The sequence below is a fragment of the Bartonella australis AUST/NH1 genome (assembly GCF_000341355.1).
GTDB lineage: Bacteria > Pseudomonadota > Alphaproteobacteria > Rhizobiales > Rhizobiaceae > Bartonella > Bartonella australis.
Map to the genome: position 1 here is coordinate 264,643 of NC_020300.1, position 16,599 is coordinate 281,241.

Sequence of the window (16,599 nt, forward strand, 5' to 3'; positions counted from 1 at the left end):
TTTATCATTTTTATATTATTGCTTATTGCGAATCGATTCGGGCATTATAACATTCAGTGCAGAATCTCAGTATTCTCTACGTTTCAATTGCTTCTTCATTCGATATAGTTAATGTCGATACAAAATGAGTATTCAAATCTATATAAAAATTTTCTAAAAGCAGTATAAGGGGACATATGCTCGATAAAATTTTGGGACGCATTGATAAAAGACTGAGGGCTGTAGGGCTTACAGAAAGCCGTTCTGCAATAGAAGCTGGTCTTTCGAATTCTACAATTCGTAGCATGCGCATAAAAGTAAAAAGAGGCGACATAAATAAAGGAGTTGAGACAAAAACACTTGCTGCTCTCGCCCCTGTCTTAAAAACGAATGTTGCTTGGCTGATAGATGGAACAGGCAACGAAGAAGGTGACGCTTTCAAATCAGACCAAGATAGCGCGTTGCTTACACCTTGGGCGGATGTCGATAAATTAGGGCAAAGAGAAGTACCGCTCGTATCTTGGGTCAGTGCCGGCGAAATGACTGACCAGGAAGGCGTAACAGATTTCTCTGACTTTCCTACCGTTACAGCGTATAATCTCCCAGAAGGTCAATGGATAGCATTGCGTGTTGATGGCCTTTCCATGAATAAGATCAGTCCGCCTGATTCAATAATCTTCGTGAATATGCTTGATCAAGACCTGGTCTCAAGCGCCTATTATGTCATTGCAGATGAAACAGGTAAAGCAACTTATAAGCGCTATCTCCTAAGTGAAACGCCTCCATGGCAATTTGCTTCATATAAAAACATACCGGCGCCAAAACTTAAGGGCGTCATAAGAGTGATTGGCCGCGTTAGACGGACTGTTATTGAAATGTGATTTATTTCACAGAAAAAACAGAATTCTGTAAAAAAGGCTTTTATCCAAACGCAACTCTTTTGTTTTTAGGGTTTTCTTAAAATCCACAGAACCTTGCCGATTATGCGGATTTCTTCTCCATCAGCTACGCCGTTCACTTTGATAGGTTCCTGATGGTTTGGCTCGGTACTTTCAGGCCATAATTCAAATCCGTTAGTAGTTTGGCGTATACGCTTAGCTGTACGTTCAACCATTTGACCATTAAACCGGCTACGCTCAACTATTACAAGATCATTAGGTTCTACGTTAACGCCAGATTTTATTACATCCAAACAGATTAACTGATCTCCGTTACGGGCAATTTTATTGAGGCAATTGCCGTCGACCTTTAAAGCGAATTGAAAATGAATTGGATATTCCGTAGTGCAAGGAACATACTCTATATCGTCAAATCCAAAATCCATATCTTCTACTGACATCCATGCGCTAGCCGCGACTCTCCCTATTACCGGTATCATTCCGATAGAATGGGATGCTCTTCCTTCGTTCGGAAAGAGAAGGTCAGATGGTTTAACGCCGAGGTGTAATGCTAACTTTTCCGCCCACTCTTTGGTTAGTTTTCGTTCAGATAGTTCAAGGCGTTTGATTTGAGGCTGTGTGGTACCGACCTTTTCAGCCAATTGCACTTGTGTGAGCCCCAACTCTTTTCGCAATTTTCTAATTATGTTCATATTCTGAATACTATACCAAGACGGCCTTTTTCACAAAATCCATATAGGTATTTTCTTTGTTGATTAAAATAGTCCTTTATGGTATTTATGTGATATGGAAAAATTGAAATCATATCTCGAACAGAATAAACTGTCTCAGGCCAAATTTGGGCAGCAAGTTGGTGTATCACAAAGTACGGTTAATCGTTATTTGCGCGGCTTGCGTTTTCCTGAACCTGAGGTTGTTTTGAAAATTGAAGAGGCAACAGGTGGTGTTGTTCGTCCCGTTGATTGGTATGCTCATTTATACCCAAGCTCCTCTGAAGCGGATATGATGCCATTCAGCACGAAAACTTTGAAACAACAGCATCAACAGCCAGGGAGAGTCTATGACAGAGAAGTATGAACTTACAAAAGAAAACGTAAAAACGAGCTGTGGGATAACGCTTCACAGAATTCGTGCTCTACGTGACTTTGGCGATGTTAAAGCCGGTGACTTAGGCGGCTTCATTGAAAGCGAAAAGAACCTGTCTCATAAAGGCGATTGTTGGATTGGCGGCAATGCTCACGTTTATGACGATGCCCGTATCCATGATAATGCGCAAATTTTCGGCAATGCGCAGGTTTTTATAAACGCTCAGGTTCGCGGCAAGGCTAAGGTCTATGGTGATACAGTTGTTTATGACGATGCGCAGGTTTACGGCGATGCTAAAGTCTACGGTAATGTCGAAGTTCGCGGCAATGCTGAAATCAGCGACGATGCTAAAGTCTGCGGTAATGCCGAGGTTTTAGGCAATGCTGAAATCAGCGGCAATGCTAAAGTCTACGGTAATGCGTGGGTTATAGACAATGCGCAGGTTTACGGCGATGCATGGGTCGGCGACGATGTTAAAGTCTATGGTAATGCACGGGTTCACGACAATGCGCGGGTTTACGGCGATGCATGGGTCGGCGACGATGCTAAAGTCTATGGTAATGCACGGGTTCACGACAATGCACGCATCTTCGGTAAGGCGCGCGTCTTTGGCGAGGCACAAATCTGCAACAGAGCGCATGTTGCCGGTAGTGTGCGTATCTTTGGCGATGCTGAGATCTGCAACAGTGCTCAGGTTTATTACCAAGAGTGGGTTCCCGTTCTTCGTTAATCTCAATAAAGCGTAGGGGTGGGGCTGGTTTTTTTGACTCCTTGTGTAACCAGCCCCTCTTCTTTTTTAGCCATGAGACCGTCCAAAACACGAAATGCGATACGGCCAATTGGCTCAAACCCAAATTCATCACTCTCTTTTCTTTTTTCAACTCCTTTCATGAGTTCCAATATAGCGGGAGAGTTTTCGTAAATGTCCAAAAATCCTTCGGAGAATTCCGAAATGTCTGAGTTAGTTTTTGCGTCTGAAATTTTGAAAAAATACGTCGCTCCGCGTAGTGCGGGCGGTTTGATTAGTGAGCGTATTCGCTATGCTTCGCGGCGTCTTGGTTGGACTTATAGTCGTACAAGCGATGTTTGGTACCAGGATGAACGCATTTCTTTAAAGCCTCGCGAATTGCGTCAGATTGAAGAATATACAGGAATTTATTATGGCCGAAAAGAAGTGCGAGAAATCGAAAGCCTCATCAAAATCGCAGACACTCTCCTTATGGGGGAGGAAGAGAATTTCTATCGCGCGTTTCTTGATGGCTTGCGCGCGTTCTTGCGCACTTATCATAGCACCGGAACTGAAAAGAGAGGCAAAAGATGAGTGAGCGTCACTCTGTTTTAATGCACTCGTATCTTATCACACGAAAATAGCAATACAGATTTAATAAAGGGCACAAATTGGGCCCTGTAGGGTTTTAAGGGGGTATTCAATTATGGCAGCGAATTCATGGATAAAATTTTATCCTGCGGATTGGAGGTCTGATCCGGGACTAAGGACGTGTGGCCTTACTGCTAGAGGGCTATGGATAGAAATGCTTTCTATCATGCATGAAGCAACACCACGGGGCAGCATGGTCATCAACGGAGTTGCGGTGAAGTCAGAGAAGCTTGCCATGTTGTCTGGTGCGACCGTTGATGAGGTTAATTTAGCTTTATCCGAATTAGAAAATGCCGGCGTGCTTTCACGCAAGAAAAATGGCGTGATTTATTCGAAAAAAATGGAAAAAGAGGAGAATCTTTCGAGAAAAAGAAGAGAATCTGGTGAGAAAGGGGGTCGTGCAAGTCTTTGTAAAATAAGGGAAAAAAAGGTTTGCTTAAGCAAAATTTTTTCACTGAGGATAAGCAAAATCAAAAACAGAAGAACAATGCAGAACAAGCTGATCTATCTAACTCATTGAGTAATAATGAAATATTTCTAGAAAATTCTGATATTTTTCTAGGAAAAAACTCAGGAAATTCTCACTTTTTTCTCAACTTAGCTGAACGGCAAGAAGAGAAAGAAAAAGTAACCAAAAAGAAAGAGAAGAATTTCAAGAAAGAAGTATACCCAAAAAGAAGAAAGAAGTTACAGCTGCTGATATTTTCGCAGTGATAGGGGAGGAGCAGATTGTTCCAGAGCCTATTACCCCTTCATCAGCCAAAGCGATAGCAGTCAAGGATACAGCTGAAGAGCGTAAGCGACAGCTTGAACGCGAATTTCACGAGACCTTTTGGCCCTCTTACCCACACAAAGTTGGCAAGCCCAAGGCTTTGACCTCCTTCCTCAAAGCGCGGAGCAAGGGGGAGTTATCGGTGATCATGGAAGGGCTTAATCGCTACGTCATGTCGAAGCCGCCAGACAGGCAATGGCTCAATCCCACTACCTTTTTGAACCAGGAACGGTGGGCAGATCAACCGGCACAAATTTCGGAGAAAAGCTATGGAAGCAGTCACAACAATCGACCAAAATCTAAGTCTGAAGAAATCGGAGAGCACATGCAGTATCTCATCGATAAATTCCATCTGGACTCACCTCAACAGCCTTCTGGAGCCTGGTTTTCCCCGGAAATTCCGTTTTGGGAAGAAGCCAACAGTTGCGCAGATGATGGCTATACGAGCCGATTTAGCACAAGCACGCAGAGCGCTTGGTTCTGAAGCAACAGGCACTGAATTCAAGGAATTATTGCAGGTGCTTTTTGGAGGCATGCGGTTGCCAAGAGACGTTGATAGCAGACAGGCTTCAGGAGCTTATTTACTAGCTTTGACAGGGGTGCCTTCAGTGATTTTCAGATACGCCGTGACCCAGATTTTGAAGGGAGAGGTTGATGATCTTCATAAGACTTATGCTCCTACTGCGCCGGAATTGGCCGCTTACTGCAAAAATTTGGGAGAACAGATGGTCTCTAAGATCACCAGCATCGAGAGGATATTGAGGGCGCCCGAACAACAAGCGGTTGCCCCTCGCATATCGGAGGAAAAGTTTCAGCTTTTAAGCCATCAACTGAAGCAGATGAAGGTTATGGGGTGAGAATGACGCACATCTATGCCCTGTTTTATACTCTATTTCCTATTTTAAAGCCCACTGGCGAGCTTTTCATGGTAAAAATGAACGGAACTATATCGAGGTTAAAAATAGCTCTCTATGGCCTTTGTTTTAAGTTTTTATATTTAGGGGAGTTGAACACTCACAAACAGCAAGGCAAGGAGCTGTTTGATGATCAGACTTGAACTTCCTTTTCCCCCTTCTGTCAATGCCATGTATGCCAATGGAGGGAACAAACGCGGGCGGCATAAAACAGCCCGGTACAAAGCATGGATGACAGAGGCCGGCTACAGGATTAAGGACAGCCATAGGCAGGGGCTGAGGGAATATAGCCTGTCCGTTGCTGTCAAACGTCCCGATAAACGGTGCAGAGATATCGATAACTTGGTCAAGCCCATTAATGACCTCTTACAGGGCAGTGGGATTATCAAGAATGACAGTCATTGTGAGCAATTAACCCTGTCATGGGACAGCGCCCTTAATTGCGAGTGTTTAGTATGTGTAGAGCCATTTCAATTAACGAGCAGAGAGGATGATCATCATGGCAAGCGGTGTCAATAAAGTGATTTTACTGGGGAACCTTGGAGCTGATCCCAAAATCAGTAGCCTCAATTCAGGGGACAGAGTTGCTAATCTCACTCTTGCCACCTCTGAAGTCTGGAAAGACCGCAAGACAGGGGAAAAGCGCGAGCGTGTTGAATGGCACAATGTTGTGATCTTCGACGAACGTTTGGTGAAGCTTGCGGAACACTATCTCAAAAAAGGCCACAAGATTTACGTTGAAGGGCAATTACAAACCCGTAAATGGCAAGATCAAAGTGGGAATGACCATTATAAAACCGAAGTGATTTTAAAGTCCTTTGGTGGCAATATTGTCCTTTTAGAAACTCAGGGACACAGCAGTTCAAACACAGCAGGCGGACATCAGGCGATGGGTGCTAACCGGGCAACGCAGCACACATCAGCACAGAGCCCTTTTAGTGATGAGATACCATTTTAAGGTGGTTTGAATGGGAAAAGGAAGTATAACAAAAGCGCGCTCAAAAGCGAGGAAATTACGTACGAAGAGAAGACGAGGGCGGCCAAAGCTTAAGGGAATTAGCCGACAGCCCAATGGGCAGCCATCGAGAGCGAAAAACCCACCGGATAATACATCTCTTGAAGTCAGGGCAAGATTAACGGGTTTAAGCCTTGAACAGGCCAGAGACCCGCGGTCCGCCACCAATTTGGGCAGGCTGGTGCTCTTGAATGAAAGGGAACCAGGCAAAGGTATTACGGCAGATCAATATGATGCTGTTGTCAAATATCTTGACGTAGTCAACGCTTATAAGAAAGCAATATGTTCACCAGGAGCTGTATGGGGTGAGGATATAACCGTACCGAGTGGAGATAATGTAGAATATGCGGAATGGTGCAAAAGAGCCATTAAGCGTTATGATGATGCGAATAAGGCTATTGCGAAAGGGCAGAGGGATAATCCAAATGCTCATTTTGCAATTATCATAAAACACGTAATATTGCGCGACATCGCCATGTCCCACTATATGGCTAGTTTACGTCTTTTATGCGATATTCTTCACGCCCATTTTTACCCCAAAAAAAGCTAATATTATGGGGAAGAGACCTGCGTGTGGCGGCCGTCGTCACGCGATAGCATCAAGTCCTCTTTGTTCAGCTAGCACCAATAATTTCAAGGTTCCACCATCTGGTTTCCGTTCACCGCGTTCGCATTTACTAATGAAGCTAGCTGATACGTTCAAATAATCAGCGAGAACGGCTTGGCTTACTTTTTCGCGCTCACGCAATTTGCGGAGCTGTTCCGGTGTAAATTCATGAATGGGCGTTAGCGTATTCTTATCAAATTTGCGCATAGTCTTTTTGTCTATCACACCAATTTCGAATAGCGCAGACGCGAGTTCTTGAATGGTATCGTCAACGCTGTTAGCCTGGTTACTCTTTTTTTTCATTTTGAATCTCCGTAAACTTTTTAGTAACGAGAAGTTTATCAAGTTCGGTTTTTGTCAAATCTAAAAAGATTTTTGCCAACTCCTTAAATTTGTCTTCTTGTGCTTTACTGATATTATCCTCTTTCGACTTAGCAAAGCCATGAACGAAAAATGCTAATTTGCCGACTTTATAGAGGAGGACAACCCGATAACTGCCGCGCTTTCCTTGACCGTCTCTGGCTATTCTCTGCTTTATGACATTACCGCCTAAATCGGCGTGTATGATTCCGGCTTCTACTTCTTCCACAACAGCCCGAAGTTTATCGTCGCAGAGTCGTTCTTTGTCGGCAAATTTGGCAAACGATTTGAGTTTAAAAATACGCATTTAAAGAATTTTCTCTTTTTTCTTTATTTATAAGACTATGTCCTATATTTCAAGTATTTTTTTACTTGATTTTATCGAAAAGCGTGGAATAAGTCGCACGACTCCCAAAGTGACGGAGTGTGTCCAGAGGCAGGAATTTGTTCCTGCTTTTTTGATTCAAGGGTCCCGTTATTTATTAACGTTTGTTTTTTGAATAGGGAAGATTTGAGGTCTTGATGATATTGTGAATTTGTACTACATTGTAGTACAGTTTTAACAATTAGGAGATCTTAGAAATGGTGAAGATTCAAGCTCGAGTGCCCGATGAGGTTCAGAAGGTTGCGAGCGCGATTATAAAGTCTACGGGTTTAACTGTGTCGGATGCTGTGCGCATGTTTATGACACGTATCGCTACAGATAAAGCTTTGCCTCTTGATCTATTCCAGCCTAGTCCAGAAACGTTGCAAGCTATTGAAGAATCGAAGGCAGGCAAGTTAACACCGACGACGATTGACGGCATCATGGCTGATATAGAAAAAGCGCAAAGCGAAGATTAGCATGCGAAAAATTCAAGAATCGACAGTTTTTAAAAGGGATATAAGGCGTGAAGCGAAAGGAAGATATGGCAAAACACTTGCGGTATTGTTACGTCCTGTCCTGGTGGCATTAGCGAATGACGAGCCTTTGGAGGTGCACTATCGGGACCATGCCTTAACCGGAAATTGGCATGGTTGCCGTGATTGTCATATTAAACCAGATTTGGTCCTGATTTACAGGAAAACGGATGGGAACGTACTAGAACTCTTGCGGCTTGGTTCGCATTCAGAATTACGGCTATAATTTTGCTTGTATTTTTTACTTGACTTCCCAAAAAAGTTTGATTAAATTGCACGTAACTCAATGGTAGAATTGTATCCAGAGGCAGGAATTTGTTCCTGCTTTTTTCATTTAAACGCCTCGTTATTTGTCGTTAAAACCCTTTATTTTCTTATAGTTAGACACTTCATCCCTCAATCTTGATCATCACCTCTAATTGGCAAAGAAGAATTGCGTCTTTTTTGGCAGTTTCAGGGCAGTAAAATATCAAGCTTTCAGTGTGGTTTGAAAGTCGTGTTTTTTGAACAAAATTGGCTGGTCCATTTTGCCGATATCAAAATTTATTAATCAGCCATTTATGTCATTAGTTTCCCACCTCAAAAGGAGCAAAGATGAAAGCAGTTATCACTAAACCCATGTGTGTTGTCGGTGATAGTAAAAGCACCGTCCGTTTTGAACCTTCAACGCCGGACAATCCATTTGTCGAAGTTTCCCATCATGTCTATGCTCGTCTTAAACGTGCTAACGCTGCAAAGCCTTTTACTATGATCAATACAAGAGAAAAGCCTGGTAAGGTAGTTGAACAGATGGAGCAGAAACGCGGCCTGTGAATGCGACAGTTATTTACGCCATAAAGGCATGAGATTTTCGAATAAATGCTTTTTGATGAATCTTGCTCAGGACGCATGGGTCTCAGGTTCATTTCTGCAATGTCTTTAATTTTTACAGTATCAATTACATCATATTGTTTCGATAGTAACATTTTTGTTGACAGTTGTCACTCATTACATTACATTCTACTTAAAATGAAGCCATTGAGTTGCTATGATCAAAACATTTAAAAATAAAGACTTGCAATCTCTTTGGGAGACAGGAAAGAGCAAGATTGATAATAGGCTCCATAAGCGTATCATTCGCCGTCTTGACACTCTTGAAGCCGCTTCTCAAGTGAGCGACGTTAATATACCGGGCTATGATTTTCATATGCTTAGGGGATTTAATCCAGCTCGTTATACTATCCACGTCAATGGACCGTGGTGCATTACTTTTGAATTTATTGATGGTCATGCAATTCATGTTGATTTAGAGCAATATCATTAAGTTCTTCAGAAGGAGTTTTTACCTATGACTACACGCAATCCCGAACGTTGTCCTTCTCATCCAGGAGAGATTTTAGCTGAAGCTTTAGAAAATCTAGATATAAGTAAAACAGAAATTGCTCGAATTCTTCAAATATCACGCCAGCATTTGCATGGTGTTCTTAAGGGGACACGCCCTGTCACAGCAGCCACAGCTGCACGTATCGGCAAACTTTTAGGCAATGGACCAGCTTTATGGTTACAGTTGCAGGCAAATTATGACACATGGCATGCATTACGCGATATTGATGTTTCTTCCATTCCAACATTAACGGTTGGGAGTGTGGACGCGCAAATAGAACATAGTCACTAGAAATTTGCTTTTCAGAAGCAAATAATCATATCGGACGATAGCGCCAACTTTAGATATTTTCATCGCCATTCCAACTATCATCTAAAGCACAATCTAAATCATCTCATATATCCTTTGAGGCATCTGCATAGACGAGAGGTTCTATAGCGGAACGGGATTCTATTAACTCATTATATGAATCGGCGGGAAGTATAATGAGTTTTTCACCCCCCATTAATCTTAAAATCATCCAACCATTTTAAAGGAGCATAAAGCATGGCAGCAGATTTTTTACACGGCGTTGAAGTTGTCGAGGTTGATGATGCCACGCGTCCCCTTCGCGCAGTTCAATCAGCGGTTATCGGCATCGTCGGCACAGCACCGGATGCAGACGAGCTAGCCTTTCCTCTCAACACACCGGTTTTGATATCAGGTTCTCTTTCACAAGCAGCCAAACTTGATAAAATAGGCAAGAGACGCGGCACTTTGCCCAATGCTCTTGACCTGATTTTCAAGCAAGTGGGAGCTGTCGTTGTTGTCATACGGGTAAAGGAAGGCGACAATGAGAGCGCGACATTGACGAATATTTTGGGTGGTGTAGACGCAAATGGTTCTTATGAAGGCGTTCACGCTTTGATTGGAGCACAATCCCTTGTGGGGCAAACACCACGCATCCTGATCGCTCCAGGCTTTACCCATAAGCGTCCTCTTAGCATTAACAAGATTGATGTTACAAACCAAGGGAGTGGTTACACCCAGGCGACAGTTAAGATTGCCGGTGATATAGAAGCAGAAGCGATCCTTACGGATGGGAAAGTGACGTCTATCGTCATAAAGAAAAATAGCTTTGATGATCAAACTGCTCCAATTGTAACCATTGAAGGTGACGGGACTGGTGCTACCGCCAAGGCTGAAACCAGTACAACGTCTAATCCTGTTGCGGCAGAACTCATCGGTATTGCAGAACGTCTGCGTGCTATTGTGGTGATTGATGCACCAAACACGACAGATGAAGCAGCTCTTGCTGCGGCACAAGATTTTGATTCAAAACGTGTCATTCTCATTGATCCCTTTGTGAAGGTTAATCGAAATGGCAAAATCTTAGAAGAACCGGCGAGTGCAGCAGTTGCAGGTGTCATTGCCAAAACTGACGCTGCAAATGGTTTTTGGCATTCCCCTTCAAATAAAGTAATCAATGGGATTGTTGGTATAGCACGCCCGATTGATTTTTCTATCGGTGACAGCTCTAGCCGCGCCAATCTTCTCAACGAACAAAATATCACGACTATTATCCGGGAAAACGGTTATCGCCTATGGGGCAACCGCACACTTTCAAGTGACGCAAAATTTGCTTTTTTATCGGTGGTGAGAACTGCGGATATGATCAATGATGCCATTTTACGCGGGCATCTATGGGCAGTCGATCGCAATATCAAAAAAACCTACATGAGCGATGTGAGTGAAAGCGTCAATGCTTACTTACGCGATTTAAAAGCACAAGGCGCCATTCTTGGTGGGCACTGCGCTCCCGATCCAGAGCTGAACACAGCTAGCGCTCTTGAAAGTGGCAAAGTCTATTTCAACGTGGAATTCACACCAACAACACCGGCAGAACATATCACATTCCGTTCACAAATCGTCAGTGATTATTTAGAGGAGATCTTTTAATGGCCGTACCCGTTTTACCAAGAGTTCTGAAATATTTTAATATTTATGTCGATGGCATTCCATATCAGGCCAAATGCGAAAGTGTAACCCCCCCGAATTTGAATTTTACCGTTGAAAGTTACCGAGGAGGCGGCATGGATGTGCCCATTGAGATTGATATGGGTCTCGAAGTTTTGACACTCGCCATGACCATTTCTGATTGCTCTCCAGAGCTTATGACGCAATTAGGACGTCCTGATGTAGACATCTCATTACGAGGTTCCGTGCAAGCGCAAGGTGCAGCGGCGGAAGGTGTTGTCATCACCATGAGAGGACTTTGCAAAGGTTTCGAAATGGCAGAATGGCAACCAGGAGGCAAAAATACATCTACGGCAACATTCGCATTGAATTACTTTAAATATGTCCAGAAAGACGTCGAAATTGTCGAGATAGACGCCATCAACATGGTGAGAAAATTCAATGGTGTTGATCAATTAGCAAAGCATAGAAAACTTTTAGGAATATAAAAATGGCATCACAATCAAGCGTTACGTATCAATTATTCATGCCTGTTGAATTTGAAGGAAAAGAACATAGCGAGATTACTTTGCGTCGTCCAAAAGCAAAGGATTTGCAAGCGATCGATAAGAAGGAAGGCGTAGAGCAAACGATTGCTATGATCACACGCCTTTCTGGGTGGCCTTATGAGGCTATCAGCGAACTCGATATCGATGACTTATCGGGCATTGGAGAAATTCTTGAATCTTTTATCAAACGGCGGGCATCCTCGACTGGGAAACCGCCGCAAAACTCATAGCCGATATCGCCATCGTTTTTCATTGGCCGCTTTCAGACATGATGGAAATGGAGCCAAAAGAGTTAATTTTTTGGCGTAATCTAGCAGCAGAAAGGCATAAAACAAAATGAGCAAAAAAGTTGCAGATGCAAAAGTAAAACTGTCTTTAGAAGACGGGCTCACTGCACCTATCAAGCGTCTTCAAAAGGAATTTGATGTCCTTTCAAAGAAGATATCGCATAAATTGGGTGTTCACCGTTTTTCTGCTGCGGTAAAAAATATGACCAAAAGTCTGCAAGGTGTTCAAGGTGCCCTCAGCACGGTGGCAAAACGTGCTTCGATTTTGTCTGGAGCTTTAGGGCTGGCTGGTGGTGGCCTTGTGGCAAGCTTAAGTGCCATTACCATGAAAACCATACATATGGGGGATAGCCTTCATCACGCGTCGCGGCACCTAGGTATGAGTGTCGCAGCGCTTCAATTATGGAGTGATGCTGCCGATCGTTCAGGATATTCTGGTGAACTCTTTCAGCAGTCCTTGGCAACTTTGAATAGGCGTTCTGCACAAGCTTTCGCTGGACAAAGAAGAGGTGTTATGGGGTTTAAGGCACTTGGCATTTCTGTCAAAAATGCCTCGGGGCAGCTCAAATCAAACTCAGCCTTGTTGGAAGAAATTATTGACAAGATGAGTAAAATGAAAAATCAAGCACAAAGGCAACACATCGCAGCTCTACTATTTGGTGGCGATGGCAAAGAAATGGCTGCCATGCTCTCGCAAGGCATGGAGCCCTTCAAAGAACTATTCGCGAAGGCGCGCAAAGGAAAGTGGCTAATAGGTGCAGATGTCGCGCACTATGCAGCAGATTTAAGTGATAAGCTTGGGGCTTTTAAGAAAAAAATAGGTGGTGTCGCTAATTTCATTGGTTCACGTTTCATGCCCGTGCTCAATGACATGATTGATATCTTTTCAAAATTGATTGATGAAAACCGCGATCTCATTCAAACAACCGCTTCTGAATGGGCAAAAACCCTGAAGCAATTTATGCTGGATTTGCTTAATCCCGCTTCTGATTTGAGAAGGGGTATCAGCGATATCACGGAAAGCATTAAAGCCTGGTTTCGGTGGATGGAGCCACTGATCGGTGAAATAACACTCTTTAAGGTTGGTCTCGTTGCGCTGAGCGCTTTCATTGTGGGCCCGCTCATTGCGTCTTTAATTGTGGTTGGGGAAGCAGTCGTTTCGCTAGGTGTCGCTATTATGACCACCCCTATCGGTTGGATAATTGGGGGCATTGCATTGCTTGTGGGGGCTGGGTATCTGCTCTACAAAAACTGGGATAGGGTCGCAGGCTTTATAGGAAAATTATGGGATTCTTTTGTCGGTTTATGCAGTAATGTTTTTGATGAATTAATAACTCTCTTTAAAGATTTTTCACCACTCTATTGGATAGCCAAAAAAATCAACGCATTGGTTAAGTGGTTGCTGGGGGTTAGTTTAATCGAAGTAGGCTCTAATCTCATTGCAGGGTTATGGGAAGGCATGAAAAGCAAATGGAATGCTCTGTGCAATTGGTTCAGCGATAGCGTTAACAAATTAACGAGTTGGATGCCCAATTGGATAAAAGAAAAGTTAGGTTTTAACGTCACGATCAATAAAACTTCAACGGAAACCCTGAAAACCTTCACCGATGAAACTAATGCCCGCGCAAAAAGAATGGTTGATAGGGCAGTTGTTACGAGCACTCCGTCTGGAAAAAGCGATAATGGTTTCTATCCAGGTGAAGTCAAAACAGAATACGGGGAGGCTACAAATGTAAAAGTTGGATCCTTTAAGGCTCCTGAACCTATTAGGGTCCATAGATCAGCAGAAATAGACGCTTCTATAACCATTACAAATTTAAATATTTCGGGGGGAAATGGTTCCACGGAAGAAATCCACGCGGCGGTTAACCGAGCATTTGAACGCCACGCTAAGCAACAACGCTTAGCTATAGCCTCCAGCCTTTCGGACTAAATACCATGATGCTGGCTTTAGGGTGTTTTATTTTTTCGATTGAAACAGCAGCCTATCAAACACTTGATATGTCTTACGAGGTCCCGTGGGTTGAGCAAGGGCGATTGGGACGGAAAACGGCACTTCAATTGCCTGCTGCTGCAAATGTGGAATTTTCTTTAACAGGTGTGATTTATCCAGATTTCAAAGGCGGTTATGGACAGCTAGAATATTTGCGGCACATGGCGCATGGGGGACCTCACATCCTGGTGACGGGTCAGGGCCTGATTTTAGGCAAATTTGTCATCCTTTCCGTGAGCGAAACGCAGAGCGTTTTTCATCAAAATGGCCTTCCCAAGAAACAAGAATTTACCGTGCATTTAAAAGAATATGGTGAAGATTAATGAGTGATCTTTATGTGACCAAAGAAGGCGATATGGTTGATGCCATTTGCTGGAAATATTATACCAAAGGTCAGCAAGCGCTTGCTGTTGAGCGCGTCTATGCGGCTAATTTTGGACTTGCAGAATATGGGCCAATCTTAGAAGCGGGCATCACAATCCTCTTACCTGTCCTGCCTTATCCCAAAGCGATGCCCGTGATTAGAATTTGGGGCAGCAGGCAATGAAACCTTTTTGCACGGTTACAGCAAATGGAGAAGACATCACAAGAAGCTTAATGAATTATGTGTTGTCGATTGAAATCACCGATGAGGCAGAGAACAAAAGTGATCGTATCACCATAGAGCTTGATGACCGTGTACGGGACAGTGATAACGGCTCGCTCGATATCCCTTTAATAGGGACAATCATTTCTGTGACACTTGGATATGAGGGTGGCAAAATACGCAATATGGGAGCCTATTTGATTGATGAGATATCTGTTAGTAGTCCACCACGAAATTTAAGTGTTACAGGACGCGCGGCATCTATGAACACGTCTTATAGGACGCCAAAAAGCCAATCTTATCACCAGCAAACATTAGGGAATATCGTCCAGGAGATAGCACAGCGCAACGGCTATACGCCAAAAGTTGATCCTACTCTTGCAAAAATTGTTGTCCGTCACATAGACCAAACGGCTGAAAGCGATATGGCTTTTGCAGCGCGTCTTGCAGGGGAATATGATGCTGTCGCAAAGCCCGTTAATGGCAAACTTGTTCTCGCTAAACGTGGTGGAGGCAAAGCTATAACTGGTGAAACACTTCCTGTCGTGGTTATTCATGAAAAATTATGCACCTCTTGGGATTTTAAATATAGTGCGCGTGATGAAGCTGGTGCCGCAAATGGCTTAGAAACAGACGCCGGAGACGACCAAAAAGCCGCGGCGGATATACGAGAACCCGAAGAGATTGATGATGGTGGGGATTTCATTCACATGGATGAAAAGGATATGCCGGACCCACCTGAACCAGAAACGACAGTCAAAGAACCTGAAAAGCAAGAGGAAGAAAAAAAGGGCGGCGTTACCGCGACTTATCATGATATACGCAGTGGTGAAAAAAAGGAAGTCAAAGTTGGTAACCCGCCTTTTCATGAATTGAAATACACCTATCATAATCAATCAGAAGCGGTTGCAGCAATCGCCGCTTACCGCAATAAGTCATCACGAGGGAAGTCATCTTTTTCGTGCGATATTGGCGGTGATCCCTTTGTCCAAGCAGAAGCAAAACTTGTACAAGAACCGCCATTTCGGCCTTACATTCCTGCTGAGTGGTGTATAAAAAGTGTCAAACACAAACTCGATAGAACGGGCGGATATACAACGAGAATAGACTGCGAGCTTTTTGATAAAGCGCAGGAAGATGCTGCAGGAAATGTAGCAAATACGATGCCAGATAAGGATGATACTATCGACCCAAATGCTCCGCCAGATGCATCTTATGATGAAGGCGAGGGCGTCATTCACATGGAAGAAGGCGATATATGAGGGGGCATTCTAAAAATGAAAGTCCGCTTTAATGGCTAAGCTACTAAACGTGTTATATGGGGCTGTTTGCGCTGCTTTGCTTGCCAAAGGTCGAAGCTTGTTTGCAGTGAAAGCCACAAGCGTGCGGTGCTAATACCGGCCATTTCAAGGCGGATAGCGAGGTCAGTTGAAATGCTTGCATGCCCATTGATGATCCGTGATAAGGCTACACGCGACATTGCTAAGCGCTGTGCTGCTTCACTCACTGTTAAACCAAGTTCCTCGATCACTTCATCACGTAAGATATAACCAGGGTGAGGAGGATTGTGCATCATAATTTATCTCCTAATGATAATCTTGATAATCAACGAGCTCAATATCTTTGCCTATAAACTTAAATGTAACGCGCCAGTTCCCATTTACACGGATTGACCAATAATTTTTTAAATCACCTTGAAGGGAATGCAGACGGAAGCTCGGGAACGCTACATCGTTCACATCTTCAGCTACATCGAGGATTGCCAGAATATATCGAAGCTTTTGAGCGTGCTTTATTTGGATACCTTTCGTTGAGCCAGTTTCATAAAACTCCCTCAATCCTTTGTGTCTAAAGCTAATAATCATCTTAATTCACTGACTCGTGTAACGATACGCTATACACTTTACATCTGTAATCAAGTATAATCAAGACAATTCTATTCGAAGGCAGGAGGCA

At 43.5% G+C, this 16,599-nt stretch carries 27 protein-coding genes and 1 pseudogene; 22 read left to right on the forward strand and 6 right to left on the reverse strand.

The features are described 5' to 3' along the window. The first annotated feature begins 176 nt into the window (after positions 1 to 176). Positions 177 to 860, forward strand: a complete 684-nt coding sequence (locus BANH1_RS07025) for a S24 family peptidase (protein ID WP_015397624.1) — start codon at positions 177 to 179, stop codon at positions 858 to 860. A gap of 65 nt (positions 861 to 925) precedes the next feature. On the opposite strand, the gene BANH1_RS01195 is transcribed toward BANH1_RS07025, so the two are convergent. Continuing rightward, on the reverse strand, positions 926 to 1,570 hold the full coding sequence (locus BANH1_RS01195) for a LexA family protein (RefSeq protein WP_015397625.1): 645 nt from the start codon (positions 1,568 to 1,570) through the stop codon (positions 926 to 928). A gap of 94 nt (positions 1,571 to 1,664) precedes the next feature. Between BANH1_RS01195 and BANH1_RS01200 the strand changes: the two genes are divergently transcribed. Together BANH1_RS01200 and BANH1_RS01205 are read left to right on the forward strand one after the other, a co-directional pair. Continuing rightward, positions 1,665 to 1,955, forward strand: coding sequence for a helix-turn-helix domain-containing protein (locus BANH1_RS01200; RefSeq protein WP_015397626.1), 291 nt, complete (start codon positions 1,665 to 1,667; stop codon positions 1,953 to 1,955). Then, positions 1,939 to 2,694 carry a polymer-forming cytoskeletal protein gene (locus tag BANH1_RS01205; protein ID WP_015397627.1) on the forward strand — a complete coding sequence of 252 codons (756 nt, stop codon included), beginning with the start codon at positions 1,939 to 1,941 and terminating at the stop codon, positions 2,692 to 2,694. Before BANH1_RS01200 ends, BANH1_RS01205 begins: the two co-directional genes overlap by 17 nt. Positions 2,695 to 2,696: 2 nt before the next feature. Here the strand turns inward: BANH1_RS01205 and BANH1_RS07400 are convergent, their stop codons facing one another. Further along, positions 2,697 to 2,855 (reverse strand): hypothetical protein, encoded by a 159-nt coding sequence (locus BANH1_RS07400; RefSeq protein ID WP_187287499.1) that lies wholly within the window; start codon positions 2,853 to 2,855, stop codon positions 2,697 to 2,699. Between the two features lie 61 nt (positions 2,856 to 2,916). Between BANH1_RS07400 and BANH1_RS01210 the strand changes: the two genes are divergently transcribed. From BANH1_RS01210 to BANH1_RS01250, 6 genes are all read left to right on the forward strand, one after another. Then, complete coding sequence (locus BANH1_RS01210) at positions 2,917 to 3,285, forward strand: hypothetical protein (RefSeq protein WP_015397628.1); 369 nt, start codon at positions 2,917 to 2,919, stop codon at positions 3,283 to 3,285. 112 nt (positions 3,286 to 3,397) lie between these two features. Beyond that, on the forward strand, positions 3,398 to 3,862 hold the full coding sequence (locus tag BANH1_RS01215) for a hypothetical protein (protein ID WP_015397629.1): 465 nt from the start codon (positions 3,398 to 3,400) through the stop codon (positions 3,860 to 3,862). A 521-nt stretch (positions 3,863 to 4,383) separates the two neighbouring features. Beyond that, positions 4,384 to 4,971, forward strand: coding sequence for a hypothetical protein (locus BANH1_RS01230; protein ID WP_144050530.1), 588 nt, complete (start codon positions 4,384 to 4,386; stop codon positions 4,969 to 4,971). Between the two features lie 186 nt (positions 4,972 to 5,157). Then, a complete protein-coding gene (locus tag BANH1_RS01240; protein ID WP_015397631.1) occupies positions 5,158 to 5,547 on the forward strand; it encodes a RusA family crossover junction endodeoxyribonuclease in 390 nt (129 codons plus the stop codon). After that, entirely contained in the window at positions 5,528 to 5,986 is a 459-nt protein-coding gene (gene ssb, locus BANH1_RS01245) for a single-stranded DNA-binding protein (RefSeq protein ID WP_015397632.1), read from the forward strand. Before BANH1_RS01240 ends, ssb begins: the two co-directional genes overlap by 20 nt. A gap of 10 nt (positions 5,987 to 5,996) precedes the next feature. Continuing rightward, positions 5,997 to 6,593, forward strand: coding sequence for a hypothetical protein (locus BANH1_RS01250; protein WP_015397633.1), 597 nt, complete (start codon positions 5,997 to 5,999; stop codon positions 6,591 to 6,593). Positions 6,594 to 6,629: 36 nt separating this feature from the next. Here BANH1_RS01250 and BANH1_RS01255 read toward each other — a convergent pair whose 3' ends face one another. Beyond that, the gene (locus BANH1_RS01255) at positions 6,630 to 6,953 is read right to left on the reverse strand and encodes a helix-turn-helix domain-containing protein (protein ID WP_015397634.1); all 324 of its coding nucleotides are present in this window, start codon (positions 6,951 to 6,953) and stop codon (positions 6,630 to 6,632) included. Further along, positions 6,937 to 7,317, reverse strand: coding sequence for a type II toxin-antitoxin system RelE/ParE family toxin (locus BANH1_RS01260; protein ID WP_015397635.1), 381 nt, complete (start codon positions 7,315 to 7,317; stop codon positions 6,937 to 6,939). Before BANH1_RS01260 ends, BANH1_RS01255 begins: the two co-directional genes overlap by 17 nt. Positions 7,318 to 7,592: 275 nt before the next feature. On the opposite strand from BANH1_RS01260, the gene BANH1_RS01265 reads away from it, so the two are divergent. From BANH1_RS01265 to BANH1_RS01320, 13 genes and pseudogenes are all read left to right on the forward strand, one after another. Continuing rightward, on the forward strand, positions 7,593 to 7,853 hold the full coding sequence (locus BANH1_RS01265) for a type II toxin-antitoxin system RelB/DinJ family antitoxin (RefSeq protein ID WP_015397636.1): 261 nt from the start codon (positions 7,593 to 7,595) through the stop codon (positions 7,851 to 7,853). Position 7,854: 1 nt separating this feature from the next. Then, entirely contained in the window at positions 7,855 to 8,136 is a 282-nt protein-coding gene (locus BANH1_RS01270) for a type II toxin-antitoxin system YafQ family toxin (protein WP_015397637.1), read from the forward strand. Positions 8,137 to 8,504: 368 nt separating this feature from the next. Next, positions 8,505 to 8,708, forward strand: a pseudogene (locus BANH1_RS01275) (hypothetical protein); the annotation flags it as partial. A 229-nt stretch (positions 8,709 to 8,937) separates the two neighbouring features. Then, on the forward strand, positions 8,938 to 9,213 hold the full coding sequence (locus tag BANH1_RS01280; protein ID WP_015397639.1) for a type II toxin-antitoxin system RelE/ParE family toxin: 276 nt from the start codon (positions 8,938 to 8,940) through the stop codon (positions 9,211 to 9,213). Between the two features lie 24 nt (positions 9,214 to 9,237). Next, on the forward strand, positions 9,238 to 9,564 hold the full coding sequence (locus BANH1_RS01285) for a HigA family addiction module antitoxin (RefSeq protein ID WP_015397640.1): 327 nt from the start codon (positions 9,238 to 9,240) through the stop codon (positions 9,562 to 9,564). Positions 9,565 to 9,819: 255 nt separating this feature from the next. Continuing rightward, complete coding sequence (locus tag BANH1_RS01290) at positions 9,820 to 11,211, forward strand: phage tail sheath subtilisin-like domain-containing protein (RefSeq protein WP_015397641.1); 1,392 nt, start codon at positions 9,820 to 9,822, stop codon at positions 11,209 to 11,211. After that, on the forward strand, positions 11,211 to 11,717 hold the full coding sequence (locus tag BANH1_RS01295; RefSeq protein ID WP_015397642.1) for a phage major tail tube protein: 507 nt from the start codon (positions 11,211 to 11,213) through the stop codon (positions 11,715 to 11,717). Before BANH1_RS01290 ends, BANH1_RS01295 begins: the two co-directional genes overlap by 1 nt. Positions 11,718 to 11,719: 2 nt before the next feature. Beyond that, the gene (locus tag BANH1_RS01300; protein WP_015397643.1) at positions 11,720 to 12,007 is read left to right on the forward strand and encodes a phage tail assembly protein; all 288 of its coding nucleotides are present in this window, start codon (positions 11,720 to 11,722) and stop codon (positions 12,005 to 12,007) included. A 41-nt stretch (positions 12,008 to 12,048) separates the two neighbouring features. Next, a complete protein-coding gene (locus BANH1_RS07485; protein ID WP_476693087.1) occupies positions 12,049 to 12,117 on the forward strand; it encodes a hypothetical protein in 69 nt (22 codons plus the stop codon). Then, positions 12,114 to 13,997, forward strand: coding sequence for a phage tail tape measure protein (locus BANH1_RS01305; protein WP_015397644.1), 1,884 nt, complete (start codon positions 12,114 to 12,116; stop codon positions 13,995 to 13,997). The genes BANH1_RS07485 and BANH1_RS01305 overlap by 4 nt, the downstream gene beginning before the upstream one ends. A gap of 5 nt (positions 13,998 to 14,002) precedes the next feature. Then, complete coding sequence (locus BANH1_RS01310) at positions 14,003 to 14,380, forward strand: phage tail protein (RefSeq protein WP_015397645.1); 378 nt, start codon at positions 14,003 to 14,005, stop codon at positions 14,378 to 14,380. Then, positions 14,380 to 14,604, forward strand: coding sequence for a tail protein X (locus BANH1_RS01315; RefSeq protein WP_015397646.1), 225 nt, complete (start codon positions 14,380 to 14,382; stop codon positions 14,602 to 14,604). The genes BANH1_RS01310 and BANH1_RS01315 overlap by 1 nt, the downstream gene beginning before the upstream one ends. Next, on the forward strand, positions 14,601 to 15,905 hold the full coding sequence (locus tag BANH1_RS01320) for a phage late control D family protein (protein ID WP_015397647.1): 1,305 nt from the start codon (positions 14,601 to 14,603) through the stop codon (positions 15,903 to 15,905). The genes BANH1_RS01315 and BANH1_RS01320 overlap by 4 nt, the downstream gene beginning before the upstream one ends. Positions 15,906 to 15,940: 35 nt before the next feature. On the opposite strand, the gene BANH1_RS01325 is transcribed toward BANH1_RS01320, so the two are convergent. Together BANH1_RS01325 and BANH1_RS01330 are read right to left on the reverse strand one after the other, a co-directional pair. Then, a complete protein-coding gene (locus BANH1_RS01325) occupies positions 15,941 to 16,219 on the reverse strand; it encodes a HigA family addiction module antitoxin (protein ID WP_015397648.1) in 279 nt (92 codons plus the stop codon). A 10-nt stretch (positions 16,220 to 16,229) separates the two neighbouring features. Further along, positions 16,230 to 16,508: a type II toxin-antitoxin system RelE/ParE family toxin gene (locus BANH1_RS01330; protein WP_015397649.1), complete on the reverse strand. Its 279-nt coding sequence runs from the start codon at positions 16,506 to 16,508 to the stop codon at positions 16,230 to 16,232. Positions 16,509 to 16,599 lie beyond the last annotated feature (91 nt).